The following is a 15,962-nucleotide window of genomic DNA, read 5'->3' as shown; positions in this document are numbered from 1 at the left end:
AAATACTTATTGTGTTAAAAAATCAGAAATTCTATATAATTACTCTTGAGAGGATATTGATACAGAATTTTTAATTAAATCAACTTACCTTAATAAACTTAAATAACTTAAATAATATGTAAATTATCCTCCTACTTGTCTGTCCTCAGTAAAATTATACACCCTATAGATGATCATTTATGTAGAAAATTTCATCAGTAACAATAACAGATTTTGCTATGACAAAGTAAAGTAAATACCTAGTATGAGCATAAGTTACATACAAAAGTATATGTGAAGTGTATAGGCTATAAATAGCAATGATTAAATTAAAAGCCCGTAAACAAGGTAATTTGTGGTTTGAACGGTTAATGGCAATTACCGCTACCGTCAACTTAGGGTTAGTATTCTTTGACTTGAGTTATGTACCTTGGAGAGATTATTACTTCCGCAGAGTTCCGCAAATTACCGAAATTTATGATCCAATTAAAGGTATTGAAGCCCATCGGGATACCAAAAGATATCTAGACACCGTAACTGCTTTAGAAGCACAGATTAGTCAAACAGGTTTAAAATCCCCTCAAGCAAAAACCCAGTTAGCAGAAATTAGCCGTCTTAGCATAGAGATGATTGATAGTAATCCCTTTGCAGGTGCTAATAAAAGTGGAACTTTAGAAAAAATCAAAAATAAGATGCGAGAACACGTTGGCCAAGAATCGGCAAAACTCGCTTTTGATACTTTCTGGAGTTCAGAATATTTATCTAAGCAAGGTTGGTTAAAAGAAATAGAGTTTTTCAATCAACAGATTCGTCCAGGCATAGCGGCTAACTATTACCGTAAAATTGGCGAAAATGGGGAATTTGTAGATGATTTTTGGTTAATTGACCTCCCATTTGTACTGATATTTGCCATAGAATTATTGGGACGCACCCTACACATTAAAAGTAAAAATCGCTATTTAAGCTGGATGGAAGCGATTTTATGGCGTTGGTATGATCTATTTTTGTTAATTCCCTTGTGGCGTTGGTTGCGAACAATTCCGGTATTGATACGTTTAGATCAAGCAAATCTCATTGATTTACATTTAGTGAGGAAACAAATACACCAAGCCATCGTCGCCAACTTTGCCGAAGAAATTACAGAGATTGTAGTAGTGCGGGTAATCAATCAAATGCAAGGTTCAATACAGCGGGGTGAATTAGTAAAGTTGTTATTGCAACCAGAAAAAGAACGTACATATATAGACATTAACAATATAAATGAAATTGAAGCGATTACAGGACTATTAGTAAAAACAATAGTTGATCAAGTTTTGCCAAAAATCCAGCCAGAAGTAAATGCGATTTTGCGCCACAATATTAACAGTGCCTTTGGACAAGTGCCTGTTTATCGTAACCTGTTAATGCTACCGGGAGTAGGGGAAACACAAACACAACTCAGTGATCAACTAGCTAATCAAATTACCACTAATCTTTATGCTGTATTAGTTAACGCTATCAAAGATCCGGTAGCAGCAAAGCTTTCTAGTCAATTATTAGAAAAATTTACTACTGTTTTAGGCTCAGAAATCCAGCAAAAGCACGTAGTATCAGAATTGCAAAGTTTGCTGAACGACTTTTTAGAAGAAGTCAAGATTAACTACGTCCAGAGATTATCCCAAGAAGACATTGATCAAATTATCGAACAAACCAGACAGATGCGATCGCAAGCTGCTGTCAAAACAGTTCTTGATAAAAATTCATTACCAGGAATTCGAGAGAAGTAGAGAGCTTAGGGTGATGGGGTAATGGAGAGAATAGATAACCCAATGCCCACTAATGAGTAATGACTAATGACTAACGAAAAAAATACGCTACACTCATGTTAGGGGCGAATCAATAACGGTTCGTCACAGAACTTCTTGGAAGATATCCCTATCGCAGGAAGTGGGTAAGAAGCCCACTTTTTTTATTGAATTCTCCCATGACTCATCCTCTAGTTACACAAATTATTGAATTAGCCAAACCAGTAGCAGAAGAACTGGAATTGGAAATTGTTGGCATAGTTTTTCATACTAACCAACGTCCACCAGTGTTGCGAGTAGATATTCGTAATCCTCAAAAAGATACTGGTTTAGACGATTGCGAAAGGATGAGCCGTGCCTTAGAAAATTCCTTAGACGCGACAGAGATCATTCCAGATGCCTATGTATTGGAAGTATCTAGTCCTGGCATTTCCCGACAAATAGAAACTGATAGGGAGTTTATCTCCTTTAAAGGATTTCCCATCATCATCTCCACTTCCCCACCCTACGAAGGAAAACAAGATTGGATAGGGAAATTAGTCCGCCGGGATGAAACAAAAATTTACTTAAATCAAAAAGGACGAATAGTTGGAATTCCCCGATCCCAAGTAACCAGGGTGCAACTGGACGAGGGCATTTAACTAAATTGAGATTTTAGATTAAGGGTTTTAGATGAGGAGTTTTAGATGAGGGGTTTTAGATAAAAATCTGAGATCCAAGATTGAAAATACAAAATTTTGCTGGTTAATGACATAGAAATTAAGGAGATAATGCGTATGTCAATGGTTACGTTACCTAAATTAAAAGAGTTAATCGAAACAATTAGTCAAGAACGAAATTTACCGCGTTTGGCTGTACAATCATCTATAAGAGAAGCATTACTAAAAGGTTACGAAAAATATCGCCGCGCCCAAAATTTAGAACGCAAACAATTTGACGAAGAGTATTTTGATAACTTTGAAGTAGAGCTAGACATAGAAAGCGAAGGATTTCGAGTCCTTGCCACCAAAACCATAGTGGAAGAAGTTAGTAACTCTGATCATCAAATTTCCCTAGAAGAAGTACAACAGGTAGCTCCTGAAGCCCAATCTGGAGATTCTGTAGTCTTGGATGTCACCCCAGATCAAGGAGAATTTGGACGCATGGCCGCCATGCAAACCAAACAGGTACTGGCGCAAAAATTGCGGGATCAACAGCGCCAAATGGTACAAGAAGAATTCCAAGATTTAGAAAGCACAGTTTTACAAGCAAGAGTTTTAAGATTTGAAAGACAATCTGTAATTTTGGCAGTCAGTAGCGGTTTTGGACAGCCAGAAGTAGAAGCCGAACTACCAAAACGAGAACAACTACCAAACGACACCTATAGGTCTAACACAGCCTTTAAGGTGTACCTGAAGAAAGTTTCCCAAGGACAACAACGCGGACCCCAGTTACTCGTATCCCGTGCCGATGCCGGCTTAGTAGTTTACTTATTTGCCAACGAAGTCCCAGAAATAGAAGACGAAGTTGTCAGAATAGTAGCCGTAGCCAGAGAAGCCAACCCACCTTCCCGTTATGTTGGCCCACGAACAAAAATAGCCGTAGACACCCTAGATCGGGACGTAGACCCAGTCGGAGCTTGTATTGGTGCTAGGGGATCAAGAATTCAAGTAGTAGTAAATGAACTACGGGGGGAAAAAATAGACGTAATTCGCTGGTCTCCAGATCCAGCAACCTATATCGCCAATGCTTTAAGTCCAGCCAGAGTAGATGAAGTCCGCTTAATGGATCCCGAAAGCCGACAAACCCATGTGTTAGTAGCAGAAGATCAACTCAGTCTAGCCATTGGTAAAGAAGGACAGAACGTCAGACTAGCAGCTCGTTTAACCGGTTGGAAAATAGACATTAAAGATAAAGCCAAATATGACTATGCCGCAGAGGATGCTAAATTTGCAGAAGTCAGAGCCAAATATCAACCGGAAGATGATGAAAATGAGATGGAGGAACTAGAAGATCAACAGCAAGAAGAATTAGAATTAGAAAATGATAATTTTGACATGAGCGAGGAATATCAACCCGCCAATGCCGATACTTTTGGTGATTAACTTTTAACAATCAACTGTTAAAGGTAAACTAGAAAGTAATTAGTCGGGGTCAAAATTAGTTCACACTAACTCTCAAAGACTACAAACTGCCGACCTCTAGCTGAACACAAATCCGATGAAACCAAATTATCGGCGTTGTCTGAGTTGTCGCCGAGTAGGACTTAAACAAGAGTTTTGGCGGATTGCCCGCGTCTTTCCATCTGGGAAGGTACAATTAGATCAGGGCATGGGGCGTTCTGCCTATATGTGTCCTACAAGTAGCTGCTTACAAGCTGCTCAGAAAAAAAATAGATTAGGGCGATCGCTACATGGAACAGTGCCAGAAACACTGTATCAAACACTGTGGCAGCGTCTAAATCAAAGCAATACCCAAGAAAAACAAATTTAATTGGAACATCTTGCAGACGGTAATTTCTAGAGAAATTGTGATGAAAGCCGAACAATTGGCTCTTTCATCACGTCCTCTGGTATCGTTGGGGTTAGTGCCAAAATAGTAAATGGGTGTAAAAGCAAGCGGCTCTCCAAAACTAAGGGAGACGAATCAGCAATACTCCCAGAAAGTTTTACTCGATTGTGTTGTGAAAGACTCAGAATCAGCAAAACCAAAAATTCAAGCATGGAAACCTGGTAGCGATCAAGCGCAATTCGGAGTAAAAGCTGGACAAAAACTCTTTAACTAGAAGTTCTTGTGCAAATCCGTCCAAAATCCTTCCTGATGGAAATACCAGCATTAAACCGAAACATCTCTCTTTCCTAAATGGAGGCACCGGCAAAATCACCAAGGGCAACCTAAAAAACAGTGATCAAAGGATGGAGATGTCGCCAACCAGGCAACCATCCGCTAAAACTGTAAATTAAAGGGGAAAGAGTGGATGAACAACGGCAAAGTTAGAATCTACGAATTATCAAAGGAATTGAATTTGGATAATAAAGAGCTATTAGCAATTTGCGACCAGCTCAGTATCGCGGTCAAAAGTCATAGCAGCACGATCTCAGAATCCGAGGCTGAACAAATTCGTGCATCTGCGGAAAAACTCGCAGTCACGGGTGTCTCGCCTAGAAATGAATTAGGTACAAACAGTAATAAATCAAATTTGCACCAAACAGGTGGAAGTAACCGACCTGGTACAAACCACAAACAGCAAATTTTGGAAATTCGTAAACCCAAAATCTTGAGAAACACTACCTCCAACGCACCAGATGCGTCAGTTGCTATAAATAATCAACCAGCTTCATCTGATAGCACAGATGATGAAGCTACAGTTAACTCTCCTTCTAATCCTTCACCTCCACGGCCTTTCGCTACACAAGTTTCGCCCATGAAGCCGACGGCACCACCAACTCGACCTGTATCTAAGAATCAATCAGAAACACCACAAAAACCCAGTGTGGTCAAACCTGATCATAAACCCAATGGTCAATCAGGAACAGATAAAATCAAAGCAGAAAAACCAGAAAAGGGTGTTTCTTCCAAACCAAAACCGGAAAAACCCCAAAAACCACAATTGGTTGCTCCACCAGCAAGACCACTAGAAGAAAACCTTACTGCCAAAGAACAGTTATCTCCAGCAGAGAAACCAATTCTCAAACACGAACGCAAGCGGCATAATCAAGAAGAAAGGGAACAGACAAAACCCAAGATTGGCAAAGGGACAGGAGAAGAGGCAGGACAAGGAACACCACAAAAATCAGGTCGTTCATCACCATCGAGACCAGAACATAGGGGTGCTAGATCTGCACCTACACCAATAACTGAGGTGCAACGGCCTAACAAACCTACCCGTTCTAGTGAAGGGGCAGTAGCAGCTATGCCAGTAGCTACTCCACCTAAACCAATGTCTGCCGGGCAGAAAAAAGATACATCTTCCAATGAAGTAATCAGCCCGGAATTACTGGACTTAAAACGTCCAACACCACCACGGCCAGCCAAAGGTGGTAAGAAATGGCAAGAAGAAGAAATAATAGACGAAATTAAAGAGAAGTCTAAGGTAGGACCAAAAGGCAAACGAGTTAAACCCATCGTCGAAGACGACTTTGAAGAAGACTTAGATGAAGAGGGTTTGGAAATTCCAGCTACCGTTCAGGTCAGTCTTTCCATTGCTCGTCCACCCAAACCCAAGTCCGCTAAACCAACACAGCAACCAACATTAGTTACTGCTGCCCCTACTAAAAATAGAAAGTCTGGCTCTTACCGCGACCAAAACCGTCGTCAACAGGAAGTAGAAGTCAAGCGAGAAAGACCAAGTACACTGGTCATCACCGGGCCAATGACTGTACAGGAATTAGCTGATGCCTTAGTTATGGCCGACACAGAGATTGTCAAAATCCTGTTCATGAAAGGCATGGCTGTCAGCATTACCCAAAATCTGGATATTCCTACCATTACCTTAGTGGCTAAAGAACTAGAGGTAGAGGTAGAAACAGTTGAACCAGAAGCAGAAGCCCGCAAAGTCACAGAAATGATTGACATTGCGGATCTGGATCATTTAATCCGTCGTCCTCCCGTAGTGACAATTATGGGTCACGTAGACCACGGTAAAACCACCTTGCTGGATTCAATTCGCAAGACTAAGGTGGCTTCTGGGGAAGCTGGTGGTATTACTCAACATATTGGTGCATACCACGTTGATGTGGAGCATGATGGCAAAAAACAACAAATTGTGTTCCTTGATACTCCTGGTCACGAAGCTTTTACAGCTATGCGAGCTAGGGGCGCAAGGGTTACAGATATTGCTATTTTGGTGGTTGCTGCCGATGATGGTGTGCGCCCTCAAACAGTAGAAGCCATTAGCCATGCTCAGGCCGCAGGTGTACCAATTGTTGTTGCTATCAACAAAATTGATAAAGAAGGGGCGCAACAAGAGCGAGTTAAACAAGAACTAACTAATTATGGGTTGACCGCAGAAGATTGGGGCGGTGAAACCATCATGGTTCCAGTTAGTGCCATCAAGGGCGAAAACCTCGATACACTCCTAGAAATGCTGCTGTTGGTAGCAGAAGTAGCCGAACTATCTGCTAACCCAGATCGTGTGGCGAAGGGAACAGTAATTGAAGCTCACCTAGATAAAGCTAAAGGTGCTGTTGCTACCCTACTGATTCAAAACGGTACTCTCAAAGTTGGAGATATGCTAGTAGCCGGATCTTCCTTTGGTAAAGTCCGGGCGATGGTAGATGACAGAGGCAAACGTGTAGATGTGGCGACTCCCTCCTGTGCAGTTGAGGTACTAGGTTTAAGTGATGTACCCGCGGCTGGTGATGAGTTTGAAGTGTTCGAGAACGAAAAAGAAGCCAGAGCGATCGCTGCCGAACGAGCTGACCAACAACGTCAATCTCGACTGTTGCAAGGAAGAGTTACCCTAACTACCCTATCTGCTCAAGCTCAAGAAGGAGAATTAAAAGAACTCAACCTGATCTTGAAAGGAGATGTCCAAGGTTCTGTAGAAGCTATTATTGGCTCTCTCAAGCAGATTCCCCAAAACGAAGTCCAAATTCGGATGTTGTTGTCTACTGCTGGAGAAATTACAGAAACAGATATTGACTTAGCCGCTGCTAGTAACGCTGTCATCATTGGTTTTAATACCACCTATGCTAGTGGTGCAAGACAAGCTGCTGATGAGGCTGGTGTGGATGTCCGGGAATACAACATCATCTACAAACTCTTAGAGGATATCCAAGGAGCTTTGGAAGGTCTCTTAGAACCAGAGTTAGTGGAAGAATCCTTGGGACAAACGGAAGTACGTGCCGTCTTCCCCGTTGGCCGTGGTGCGGTTGCTGGTTGTTACGTGCAATCGGGCAAACTCCTCCGTAACTGCAAAGTCAGAGTCCGTCGTGGCAGTAAGGTAGTATATGAAGGTGTTCTAGATTCCCTCAAACGGATGAAAGAGGACGTGCGCGAAGTCAACGCTGGTTATGAATGTGGGATCGGTATTGATAAGTTCCATAACTGGGCTGAAAGTGACATTATTGAAGCCTACCAAATGGTAACTAAACGCCGTACCCTCAACCTGACGAAGTAGTCAGGTGGTGAGTAAAGAGTGCTGAGTGCTGATTGAATTGATGAATGTTGAATTGACTTAGTTTTTGCTTCAACATTCCAACAATCTCAGCGCTCAAGGCTCTCAATACTACAGAAAACTGAAGATGTTTACAGATAGATCGGTGTTTAAATCCTCAGTGTGTGATATTTAAAGACTATTGAAGGATTAATGTTTACAGATTTAGTAGACGTAGAAACAAAAAAACACAAGAATCTATTTTTTAATTAAAAAAATAAGTGCTTTTGATGACTTGAACCGGGTATTTCCCTGGTTTTAGTGATCAATAACACAGAATTTTCTTTTAGATCAACGTTATCTTAATAAAAGATTAAGTAAGATTTTAGATTTTTAGGGTCTAGATGGATGACATCTTGCCCAATACACAGATGTAAGATTTGGTATTCTGAATTTATTTCTTTTGGGGAATAGAGTAAATCTTTAGTCTAAAACTCAAAATTCTTTAATTCTGGAAGTTAAAAATGAGGAATGAAAAAATTATGGCTCAAATTTCAGCTTCTAGCACTGTTCAACTTTCTCCTGACATAAATATTTGGCAAAGCCTAAAATATGCAATTTCTGCTAGTTCTGGGTTTCAAAGCTGGCAGTTAGAGAGCAATGATCAAGTCAAGGGTTTACGCTTAGAGCAGCAAGTACAAATATACCTGAGAGAGACCCTAGAAACTTTAGCTTACTAATAACTGTCGAAAAGGTTATGGGAAAACTTGATCTATAGCTTATGACGGAATAAACAAGAATAAAATTGTATAACCACAGTAAATTTAACTTTTTTTACATTGAATAAGATTCAGTTAATACCATACTCAGCATGATGGTGAAAATTAACTGAATCTTATTGTTTTTTAACAACTATTTTCACTGAATAACAGTCTTTGATGGAGTATGCTTTTGCATGAGTTTTACAGTTAGACATTCTTACTTTAGACTGTGTGGAAAGTACAGCAAGCAAGTACATCAAAAATATGAAATCTAGGGGTTTTAACATCTCTCGTTTATCCGTAACCAGCAGTCTAACAGCTTTGTTGGTCGTTGCTGGTAGTTTTATCCTGCCACCTAATCAGGTACAAGCTGGTTATAGTCCTCAGTTTATTGCCCAAATTCCCGCCAGTGCAACATTAATTTATGTTAATCCTGCCATTGGTCAAGATCGTTCTGGTGCTGGTTTGACTGAGGGAACACCTTATAAAACTATTACCTTTGCTCTTTCGCGGGCGCAGTCGAATACAGTTATTAAACTAGCTCCTGGTAGCTATACCAAAGACACTGGGGAAACTTTCCCTTTAATACTTAAACCAGGTGTAATACTTCTAGGTAATGAATCTACCAGAGGTCAGGGAACAGCAATTATTGGTGGTGGTTATTACACCAGTCGTACTTTTGCTAGACAGGATGTGACAATCTTAGCAGAAAACAATACTACTATTACAGGTGTAAATATTACCAATCCTAATTTACGGGGTACTGGTATTTGGGTAGAATCTAGCAACCCTACTATCAAAAACAATACTTTTACTAATAGTGGTAGAGAAGGGGTTTTTATCACAGGTGAGGGAAATCCCAAAATTGAAAATAACATTTTCTTTCAGAATCGAGGAAATGGGGTTTCTGTAGCTAAATCTGCCCAGGGAGAAATTAGAAATAACTCATTTGAGGATACTGGTTTTGGTTTGGCTATTGGTGGTGATTCTATGCCTTTAGTGGAAGGAAACCAAATTACCCAAAACCAAGATGGTCTTTTTATCTCAGAATCTGCAAAGCCTATCCTGCGTCAAAACGTGATTCAGAATAATAAGCGAGATGGGATTGTTGTTACCATTAATGCTCTTCCTAACCTTGGGACTAATGAGAATCCCGGTGGTAATCTGATTCGGAATAATACCCGTTACGATTTGAATAACGCTACGAGATCAAACCGGATTCTTGCTATTGGTAATGATATTGATCAAGCGCGGATTTCTGGGGAAGTTGATTTTGTAGCAGCGACAGTTAACCCACCTGTTGATAATGGTGGTGTTGGTACTTCTGGTTTTCGAGACGTACCTAATGGTTATTGGGCAAAAACATACATTGAAGCTTTAGCCTCTCAAAATATTATTGCAGGTTTTCCTGATGGGACTTTTAGACCAAATGAACCTGTAACTCGCGCTCAGTTTGCAGCTATTATTACCAAGGCTTTACAACCTCCTGTTAAACGTCCAGCGATTAATTTTAGGGATGTTCAGACTAATTTCTGGGCTTATAGTGCAATTCAGGAAGCTTACAAAAGTCAGTTTGTCGCTGGTTATCCTGATGGTACTTTTAAACCACAGCAACAAATTCCGAGAGTACAAGCTTTGGTAGCTTTGGCTAATGGATTAAATTTCAGTGCTAACAATAACAGTGTTCTTGGTATTTATGCTGATGCCAGTCAAATCCCTAATTATGCTATTGGGTCTGTGGCTGCGGCTACTGTAAGAGAGTTAGTAGTTAATTATCCTTCAGTTCAACAACTTGATCCTAATCGTCAGGCTACTAGGGCGGAAATTGCAGCCTTTGTTTATCAAGCACTTGTGTCTATTGGTAGGGCCGAACCTATTTCTTCTGCTTATGTAGTGAAACCGCAGTAAGAGAGGTGACAGGTGACAGGTGACAGTGGAAACATTAATTTTTCATTCTGAATCCTGTAAGGGCGAACGGCCGTTCGCCCCTCCTGACTCATACCTTTTTTGAGTGCTTTTGTTCCCATCTCCACAGGAATACCATGAGGGCAATTATTCCTGTCTGTAGGGCAAAGTTAGGTAAGGCAGTTTCTATGTTTCTACCTGCTAGTAGTTGGAAGAAAAAGACAAATGCACCAATAAAACCGGAAGCACCAACACCAATATAAATAAATTTTCTTAATCCCCGATAGGGTGCAGCAGCTTCGGCTTTTAAACGATTTTTGAGCTTTTGGTCTACCATTTTTGTAAATATATGTTATGCTTTTATATCGTAGTATGCCGATGTGGCTCAGTGGTAGAGCAACTGATTCGTAATCAGTAGGTCGTGAGTTCAAATCTCATCATCGGCTTTTAAGTGAAGTATACCAGTAGTGGGCAAGATGGTTGCACTATAAGCGTTGTATAATTCGTGTCTGTACCGCATCAAATTGAGAAGTCCAGGTGTAATATGCGAATGTACAGTTAACCTCACCGTTTATTGTTTCTGCAATTAATGGTGATTTTATTTGAGGATGTCCTATCTGTAGCAAACTTTGTTTAGATTGGTATAAAAATACATTATTTATACTAAAATAATATCAATTATTAACCACAAATAGACATTCAAATATTTTCAATGGCAAATCAACTGGAGCAAGAGGGTGCAGAGGTATTTAAAGCAATAGGTCTAAAAGGCAAAAATAAACCAAAAACTTCTTTCTTGCTATCGAAATTTTGGGGTGGTTGGGTTAATTTATTAGATGTCTTCTTAGAAGAAGGTTTAGACTGGAATTCAGTTAAAACCGAACTTAATAAAATCAAAAAGAATATTATGGAATTACGTCAGATGCAAGATTATAATGATATTATCTTTAAATCCGATGAACTTGTAATACCGGACTCAAGTCATGCACCAACCAAAGTTTGTGAATTCTTAAATCAAAATCGGCAAACATCTGTTTCTATTCAAGAAATCAGTTAATATAAAAATGTAGGTGAAAGAAAGTAAATTAACACTAGGCACTCGATAAAATTAGGGCGGTGCAATCACTGTTTTATCAGTAGTTAAGAGTAGGTAATGGTACAAATATCAATATATTGAAATATTAAATACAGCATCTTACCAAAACCTGCTCAAAACTAGGTCTTGCAACCAAGCAAAAATAATTAATTTAAACATCCTCTAATTCAAGTTGTGCAACTGTCACCGCATTAAAAGCAAAAGCAAAAACCAAAGGCATGGGACATTTAAGAATAAAGGTATAAAAGACAGATAAAATAGTAATAACTACAGCGATCATAGACCATAACATTTCCTGATTTGTTAAGCCATTCTTTTCTTTAATCATTCTCAAAACATGAACCGGAATTGGTTCTGGCATAACTCCTCCTGGGGGAAAAGCCCAATAATTATCACGGCGTTCTACAAATAAATCTGTCCAGCCATTTTCTACACACCAAGCTTCTATCCATTCGATAGAGTAATGATTAATCATGAGCATACCAAGTCCTGTTTTCATTAGTTTGTGAATATAGATTGATCGGAAATTTCTGAATAGCTAATAAATGCTTATAGGATTAACGCTAATTACATAACCATGAAATGTCAGCAAATCAAGTCAAACAATTTATATTACTACCCTTAATCAAAAGAATAACAGTTACTAATCATGGCTGACGAAAAAATATAATAAACTTTACTTATAATCAGAAAATGTCAACAAATGTAAACTAACGTGTGAGTAAATGCTAATATCTAAAGTAATAATAAAATTCTCTACTTCTTGATAATTGAAAATTAGCCAAATATGAAAAATTATCTAGAAATATTCAGCCAGCACAGACTTTAAAGCCAAGATAATACGGTAAACTGGAATACAAGAAACATTACAAATGATTAATAAATGATGTATTGGCGACAAGCAATAGGATTAGTGTTAGCAGCTATAGTTTGGTGTGTGGCATTTCCAGCATTAGCAGACTGGACTCATCCCCTATCATTTAGTAACGCAGAACTAGCAAGACGTGATTTTTCAAAACAAAGTTTACAAGCGGCGGAGTTTTCTAACACAAACTTAGAAATGACAAACTTTAGCGGTGCTGACTTGAGAGGAGCAGTATTAAGTGCTTCAGTCATGACAAAAACAAATTTACATGGGGCAGATTTAAGTAATGCGATGGTTAATGAAGTAACATTAACTGAGGCTGATTTAAGTGATGCCGTTTTAGTAGAAGCTCTTTTTCTCCGTTCTGTCTTTAATGATGTGAATATCGCAGGTGCAGACTTCAGTTATGCAATGTTAGATAAGGCGCAAATTAAAGAACTATGTAAAAAAGCCAGTGGTGTAAATTCTCAAACTGGTGTAGAAACTCGTGAGTCGTTAGGATGTCAATAAAGCGGATTGGTGTAATTGGTGGTGGACAACTGGCCTGGATGATGGGGGATGCGGCCACAAAATTAGGATTGGAATTAATAGTACAAACTCCTAATAAAAATGACCCCGCAGTATCCATAGCTGAGGATGTAATTTTAGCGGCTGTTGACGATGCAGAAGCAACAGAAATTTTAGCAACAAGATGTGATATTATCACCTTTGAAAATGAATTTGTTGATCTAGAAGCTTTACATTTATTAGAAAAACAAGGTGTTTGCTTTCGTCCTAGATTATCAGCTTTATCACCATTATTAGATAAGTATCATCAACGTTGCTATTTGCGGGATTTAGGTTTACCAGTTCCCCAGTTTTTCCCTATTGAATCATCAGACAATATTGAATCTAAAATCAAAGATTGGCATTTTCCTGTTGTTCTCAAAGCCAGACGACATGGTTATGATGGACAGGGGACTTTTATAATCAATGATTTGCTAGATTTATTAACAGTAATTAATCAAAGTAATACACAATTCTTAGTAGAAGAATTTGTCCCCTTTACCAAAGAATTAGCGATAATTGCAGCGCGTTCTATTAATGGGGAAATAGTTACGTATCCAGTTGTAGAAACCCAACAAGAAGAACAAGTTTGTCGGCGAGTAATTGCACCAGCGGAGATTACACCAGCACAAATAACAGAAATTGAAGCGATCGCCTGTAAAATCTTAAACAGTCTCGAAGTAGTTGGTATTTTTGGCATTGAGCTATTTATCACCGCTGATGGCAAAATACTGATTAATGAAATTGCACCAAGAACCCATAATTCCGGGCATTTTTCCTTAGATGCCTGTGAAACTTCCCAGTTTGAACAACATTTGAGGGCAGTTGCTGGCTTACCTTTGAGTAATTCTAGTTTAATTGTTCCTGGTGCAGTTATGGTCAACTTGCTAGGGTATGAAAATTCCCATAGTGATTATCAAATACAAAGACACAAATTAGCAGCTATTCCCCAAGCTTACCTGCACTGGTACGGAAAAACAGAATCTCGTCCTGGACGTAAATTAGGACATATCACCGTCTTACTAGAACAGCCAACCCATAGCCTAGAATCTATTGTACAAACTATAGAATCTATCTGGTATCCCAGTTAGGTGATAGGCAGATGGGGGAGGTAAATAACCCAATACCCAATAGCTAATTAAAAATTTTTCCTACCCCTCTACACAAATTGTTCTTCAAAGCTATAATGAATTAGTTGCACTACGACGTTGGTGACTGCCCCCAAGTTTTTTGATCTATGTCTTTAAAAACAAGGGAACTAAAAAGTTCTTGTGGCAGTAGACCGAGCCTGTACTCGGAAACTTTAAACAGGGAAAACCAGTTCCCACCTGGTAAAACCAGGTCATAAACTTAGGTAAGACGGCGTTGTGGTGAACTCAAAATTTTTAGCTCCCAGGTTCTTGTAACTTGGGAGTTTTGTTATTGAGGTGTGCTGAAAAAGTCCTGCCGTGGGAACTGATAATATTACACTTTAAGTTTGAGACAAAATCAGTTAACATCCCTATATGGTTATAACAATAACATTGCTCAAGCAGAATTAGCGGTTGCTTATCCTCAGCAAATTCAGTATTTTTAGAGTCAATAGCTGAAAACATTAGTTAAAAACTATTTTTCACCACAAAATTACGTAGTTATTATTCTCAATCCCTATTAGTGATTCTATGTCTTCTATTCATCGCACCGTATTACCCAATGGTATTGTTTTATTGGTCACAGAAAATCCCGCAGCAGATATAGTTGCAGGGCGGGTTTTTGTCCGTGCTGGTAGTTGTTATGAAAATCGGGAAAAAGCTGGTTTAGCAAACTTATTATCAGCATTGATGACAAAAGGTTGTGATGGTTTATCCAGCTTAGAAATTGCTGAAAAAGTTGAATCAGTAGGAGCAAGTTTAAGTGTCAACACTGGTACTGACTATTTTTTACTGTCGTTGAAAACAGTAACTGCTGATTTTACAGAAATTTTAGCACTGTCTGGTTTGTTGTTGCGATCGCCTACATTTCCTCAAAACCAAATAGAACTAGAAAAACGATTAGCAATCCAAGATATTCGTTCCCAAAAAGAGCAACCCTTTAATTTGGCTTTTGAACAAATACGAAAAGTCATGTACCAAAATCACCCCTACTCTGTATCAGTGCTAGGTACAGAAACAACTGTCAATAACATTACTCGTGCAGATTTAGAAGAATTTCACCAAACACATTTTCGTCCAGATAATATGGTGATTAGTATTGCTGGACACATCACATTAGACACAGCTTTAGAAATAGTATCAAAAGTATTTAGTGATTGGCAGCCACCCAATAAACCACGGTACATATTAGATTTACCTGCAATTTCTGTTAAACCTCAATCTTGCATCAAACCCTTAAATACACAACAATCTATAGTCATGTTGGGTTATATGGGTACATCAGTCAGCGCTCCTGGATATGCCGCCCTCAAATTGTTGTCTACATACCTGGGAAATGGACTTTCTAGCCGCTTGTTTGTGGAATTAAGAGAAAAACGAGGTTTAGCCTATGAAGTCTCGGCCATGTACTCAACTCGTCTTTATCCTGCTTCATTTATAGTTTATATGGGTACAGCACCGGAAAATACTCAGATTGCGCTGGAAGGACTAAGCCAAGAAGTGGAACGTTTGTGTAATACCGAACTCTCTGAGGATGAAATACAAACCGCTAAAAACAAAGTTCTGGGACAGTATGCTTTGGGTAAACAAACTAATGGCAAAATTGCTCAAATATACGGTTGGTATGAGATTCTGGGCTTAGGAATTGAATTTGATCATGAATTTCCCAAACTTATTCATAAAATCAGTTCTAAGTTAGCGATGACAGCAGCTAACAGCTATTTGCAAGAACCTTATATATCTTTGGTTGGCCCAGAAGAAGTAATTAATTCAGTTATCAGTTAGTTAAGAGCGATCGCATCAAATGTAAAATGACTATC

Annotated in this window: 14 protein-coding genes, 1 tRNA gene, 1 other RNA gene and 1 pseudogene; 15 read left to right on the top strand and 2 right to left on the bottom strand. The window is 39.1% G+C overall.

All coding sequences use genetic code 11. The features are described from left to right. Positions 1-299: 299 nt before the first annotated feature. The 8 genes from WJM97_RS00940 (at position 300) to WJM97_RS00905 (ending at position 10,508) form a co-directional block, all read left to right on the top strand. Complete coding sequence (locus WJM97_RS00940; RefSeq protein WP_353931206.1) at positions 300-1,745, top strand: hypothetical protein; 1,446 nt, start codon at positions 300-302, stop codon at positions 1,743-1,745. A 197-nt stretch (positions 1,746-1,942) separates the two neighbouring features. Then, complete coding sequence (gene rimP / locus WJM97_RS00935; protein WP_353931205.1) at positions 1,943-2,404, top strand: ribosome maturation factor RimP; 462 nt, start codon at positions 1,943-1,945, stop codon at positions 2,402-2,404. Positions 2,405-2,539: 135 nt separating this feature from the next. After that, positions 2,540-3,847, top strand: coding sequence for a transcription termination factor NusA (gene nusA / locus WJM97_RS00930; RefSeq protein ID WP_353931204.1), 1,308 nt, complete (start codon positions 2,540-2,542; stop codon positions 3,845-3,847). A gap of 115 nt (positions 3,848-3,962) precedes the next feature. Continuing rightward, positions 3,963-4,235: a YlxR family protein gene (locus WJM97_RS00925; RefSeq protein WP_353931203.1), complete on the top strand. Its 273-nt coding sequence runs from the start codon at positions 3,963-3,965 to the stop codon at positions 4,233-4,235. Between the two features lie 109 nt (positions 4,236-4,344). Further along, positions 4,345-4,527, top strand: a complete 183-nt coding sequence (locus tag WJM97_RS00920) for a hypothetical protein (protein ID WP_353931202.1) — start codon at positions 4,345-4,347, stop codon at positions 4,525-4,527. A gap of 192 nt (positions 4,528-4,719) precedes the next feature. Beyond that, a complete protein-coding gene (gene infB, locus WJM97_RS00915) occupies positions 4,720-7,863 on the top strand; it encodes a translation initiation factor IF-2 (protein WP_353931201.1) in 3,144 nt (1,047 codons plus the stop codon). A gap of 518 nt (positions 7,864-8,381) precedes the next feature. Next, on the top strand, positions 8,382-8,579 hold the full coding sequence (locus WJM97_RS00910; RefSeq protein WP_353931200.1) for a hypothetical protein: 198 nt from the start codon (positions 8,382-8,384) through the stop codon (positions 8,577-8,579). A gap of 285 nt (positions 8,580-8,864) precedes the next feature. Then, entirely contained in the window at positions 8,865-10,508 is a 1,644-nt protein-coding gene (locus tag WJM97_RS00905) for a DUF1565 domain-containing protein (protein ID WP_353931199.1), read from the top strand. An 88-nt stretch (positions 10,509-10,596) separates the two neighbouring features. Here WJM97_RS00905 and WJM97_RS00900 read toward each other — a convergent pair whose 3' ends face one another. After that, positions 10,597-10,842 carry a DUF3493 domain-containing protein gene (locus WJM97_RS00900; RefSeq protein WP_353931198.1) on the bottom strand — a complete coding sequence of 82 codons (246 nt, stop codon included), beginning with the start codon at positions 10,840-10,842 and terminating at the stop codon, positions 10,597-10,599. Positions 10,843-10,879: 37 nt separating this feature from the next. Here WJM97_RS00900 and WJM97_RS00895 point away from each other — a divergent pair. Both WJM97_RS00895 and WJM97_RS00890 read left to right on the top strand, forming a co-directional pair. Next, positions 10,880-10,951: transfer RNA gene (locus WJM97_RS00895), tRNA-Thr, on the top strand. Positions 10,952-11,217: 266 nt separating this feature from the next. Continuing rightward, positions 11,218-11,562, top strand: coding sequence for a hypothetical protein (locus tag WJM97_RS00890; protein ID WP_353931197.1), 345 nt, complete (start codon positions 11,218-11,220; stop codon positions 11,560-11,562). A 190-nt stretch (positions 11,563-11,752) separates the two neighbouring features. On the opposite strand, the gene WJM97_RS00885 is transcribed toward WJM97_RS00890, so the two are convergent. Next, positions 11,753-12,076, bottom strand: coding sequence for a hypothetical protein (locus WJM97_RS00885; protein WP_353933076.1), 324 nt, complete (start codon positions 12,074-12,076; stop codon positions 11,753-11,755). 411 nt (positions 12,077-12,487) lie between these two features. Here WJM97_RS00885 and WJM97_RS00880 point away from each other — a divergent pair, with 411 nt between their 5' ends. The 5 genes and pseudogenes from WJM97_RS00880 to WJM97_RS00860 all read left to right on the top strand — a co-directional run bounded on the left by WJM97_RS00880 (position 12,488) and on the right by WJM97_RS00860 (position 15,927). Beyond that, positions 12,488-12,976: a pentapeptide repeat-containing protein gene (locus tag WJM97_RS00880; RefSeq protein WP_353933075.1), complete on the top strand. Its 489-nt coding sequence runs from the start codon at positions 12,488-12,490 to the stop codon at positions 12,974-12,976. Further along, positions 12,967-14,103, top strand: coding sequence for a 5-(carboxyamino)imidazole ribonucleotide synthase (locus WJM97_RS00875; RefSeq protein WP_353931196.1), 1,137 nt, complete (start codon positions 12,967-12,969; stop codon positions 14,101-14,103). Before WJM97_RS00880 ends, WJM97_RS00875 begins: the two co-directional genes overlap by 10 nt. Before the next feature lie 103 nt (positions 14,104-14,206). Then, a non-coding RNA gene (ssrS, locus tag WJM97_RS00870) (6S RNA) lies at positions 14,207-14,390 on the top strand. A 108-nt stretch (positions 14,391-14,498) separates the two neighbouring features. After that, positions 14,499-14,666, top strand: a pseudogene (locus WJM97_RS00865) (insulinase family protein); the annotation flags it as partial. A gap of 7 nt (positions 14,667-14,673) precedes the next feature. Further along, entirely contained in the window at positions 14,674-15,927 is a 1,254-nt protein-coding gene (locus tag WJM97_RS00860; protein WP_353931195.1) for a pitrilysin family protein, read from the top strand. Positions 15,928-15,962: the final 35 nt, after the last annotated feature.

It is taken from the genome of Okeanomitos corallinicola TIOX110 (assembly GCF_038050375.1).
GTDB classification, from domain to species: Bacteria; Cyanobacteriota; Cyanobacteriia; order Cyanobacteriales; family Nostocaceae; genus Okeanomitos; species Okeanomitos corallinicola.
This window is presented reverse-complemented; position numbering and strand designations above follow the sequence as displayed.

Coding starts and splice junctions, on each gene's coding strand:
- nusA (WP_353931204.1), top strand. CDS start 2,540: ATGTCAATGGTTACGTTACCTAAATTAAAAGAGTTAATCGAAACAATT.
- WJM97_RS00910 (WP_353931200.1), top strand. CDS start 8,382: ATGGCTCAAATTTCAGCTTCTAGCACTGTTCAACTTTCTCCTGACATA.
- rimP (WP_353931205.1), top strand. CDS start 1,943: ATGACTCATCCTCTAGTTACACAAATTATTGAATTAGCCAAACCAGTA.
- WJM97_RS00925 (WP_353931203.1), top strand. CDS start 3,963: ATGAAACCAAATTATCGGCGTTGTCTGAGTTGTCGCCGAGTAGGACTT.
- WJM97_RS00875 (WP_353931196.1), top strand. CDS start 12,967: ATGTCAATAAAGCGGATTGGTGTAATTGGTGGTGGACAACTGGCCTGG.
- WJM97_RS00920 (WP_353931202.1), top strand. CDS start 4,345: ATGGGTGTAAAAGCAAGCGGCTCTCCAAAACTAAGGGAGACGAATCAG.
- WJM97_RS00885 (WP_353933076.1), bottom strand. CDS start 12,076: ATGATTAATCATTACTCTATCGAATGGATAGAAGCTTGGTGTGTAGAA.
- infB (WP_353931201.1), top strand. CDS start 4,720: ATGAACAACGGCAAAGTTAGAATCTACGAATTATCAAAGGAATTGAAT.
- WJM97_RS00905 (WP_353931199.1), top strand. CDS start 8,865: ATGAAATCTAGGGGTTTTAACATCTCTCGTTTATCCGTAACCAGCAGT.
- WJM97_RS00880 (WP_353933075.1), top strand. CDS start 12,488: ATGTATTGGCGACAAGCAATAGGATTAGTGTTAGCAGCTATAGTTTGG.
- WJM97_RS00860 (WP_353931195.1), top strand. CDS start 14,674: ATGTCTTCTATTCATCGCACCGTATTACCCAATGGTATTGTTTTATTG.
- WJM97_RS00900 (WP_353931198.1), bottom strand. CDS start 10,842: ATGGTAGACCAAAAGCTCAAAAATCGTTTAAAAGCCGAAGCTGCTGCA.
- WJM97_RS00940 (WP_353931206.1), top strand. CDS start 300: ATGATTAAATTAAAAGCCCGTAAACAAGGTAATTTGTGGTTTGAACGG.
- WJM97_RS00890 (WP_353931197.1), top strand. CDS start 11,218: ATGGCAAATCAACTGGAGCAAGAGGGTGCAGAGGTATTTAAAGCAATA.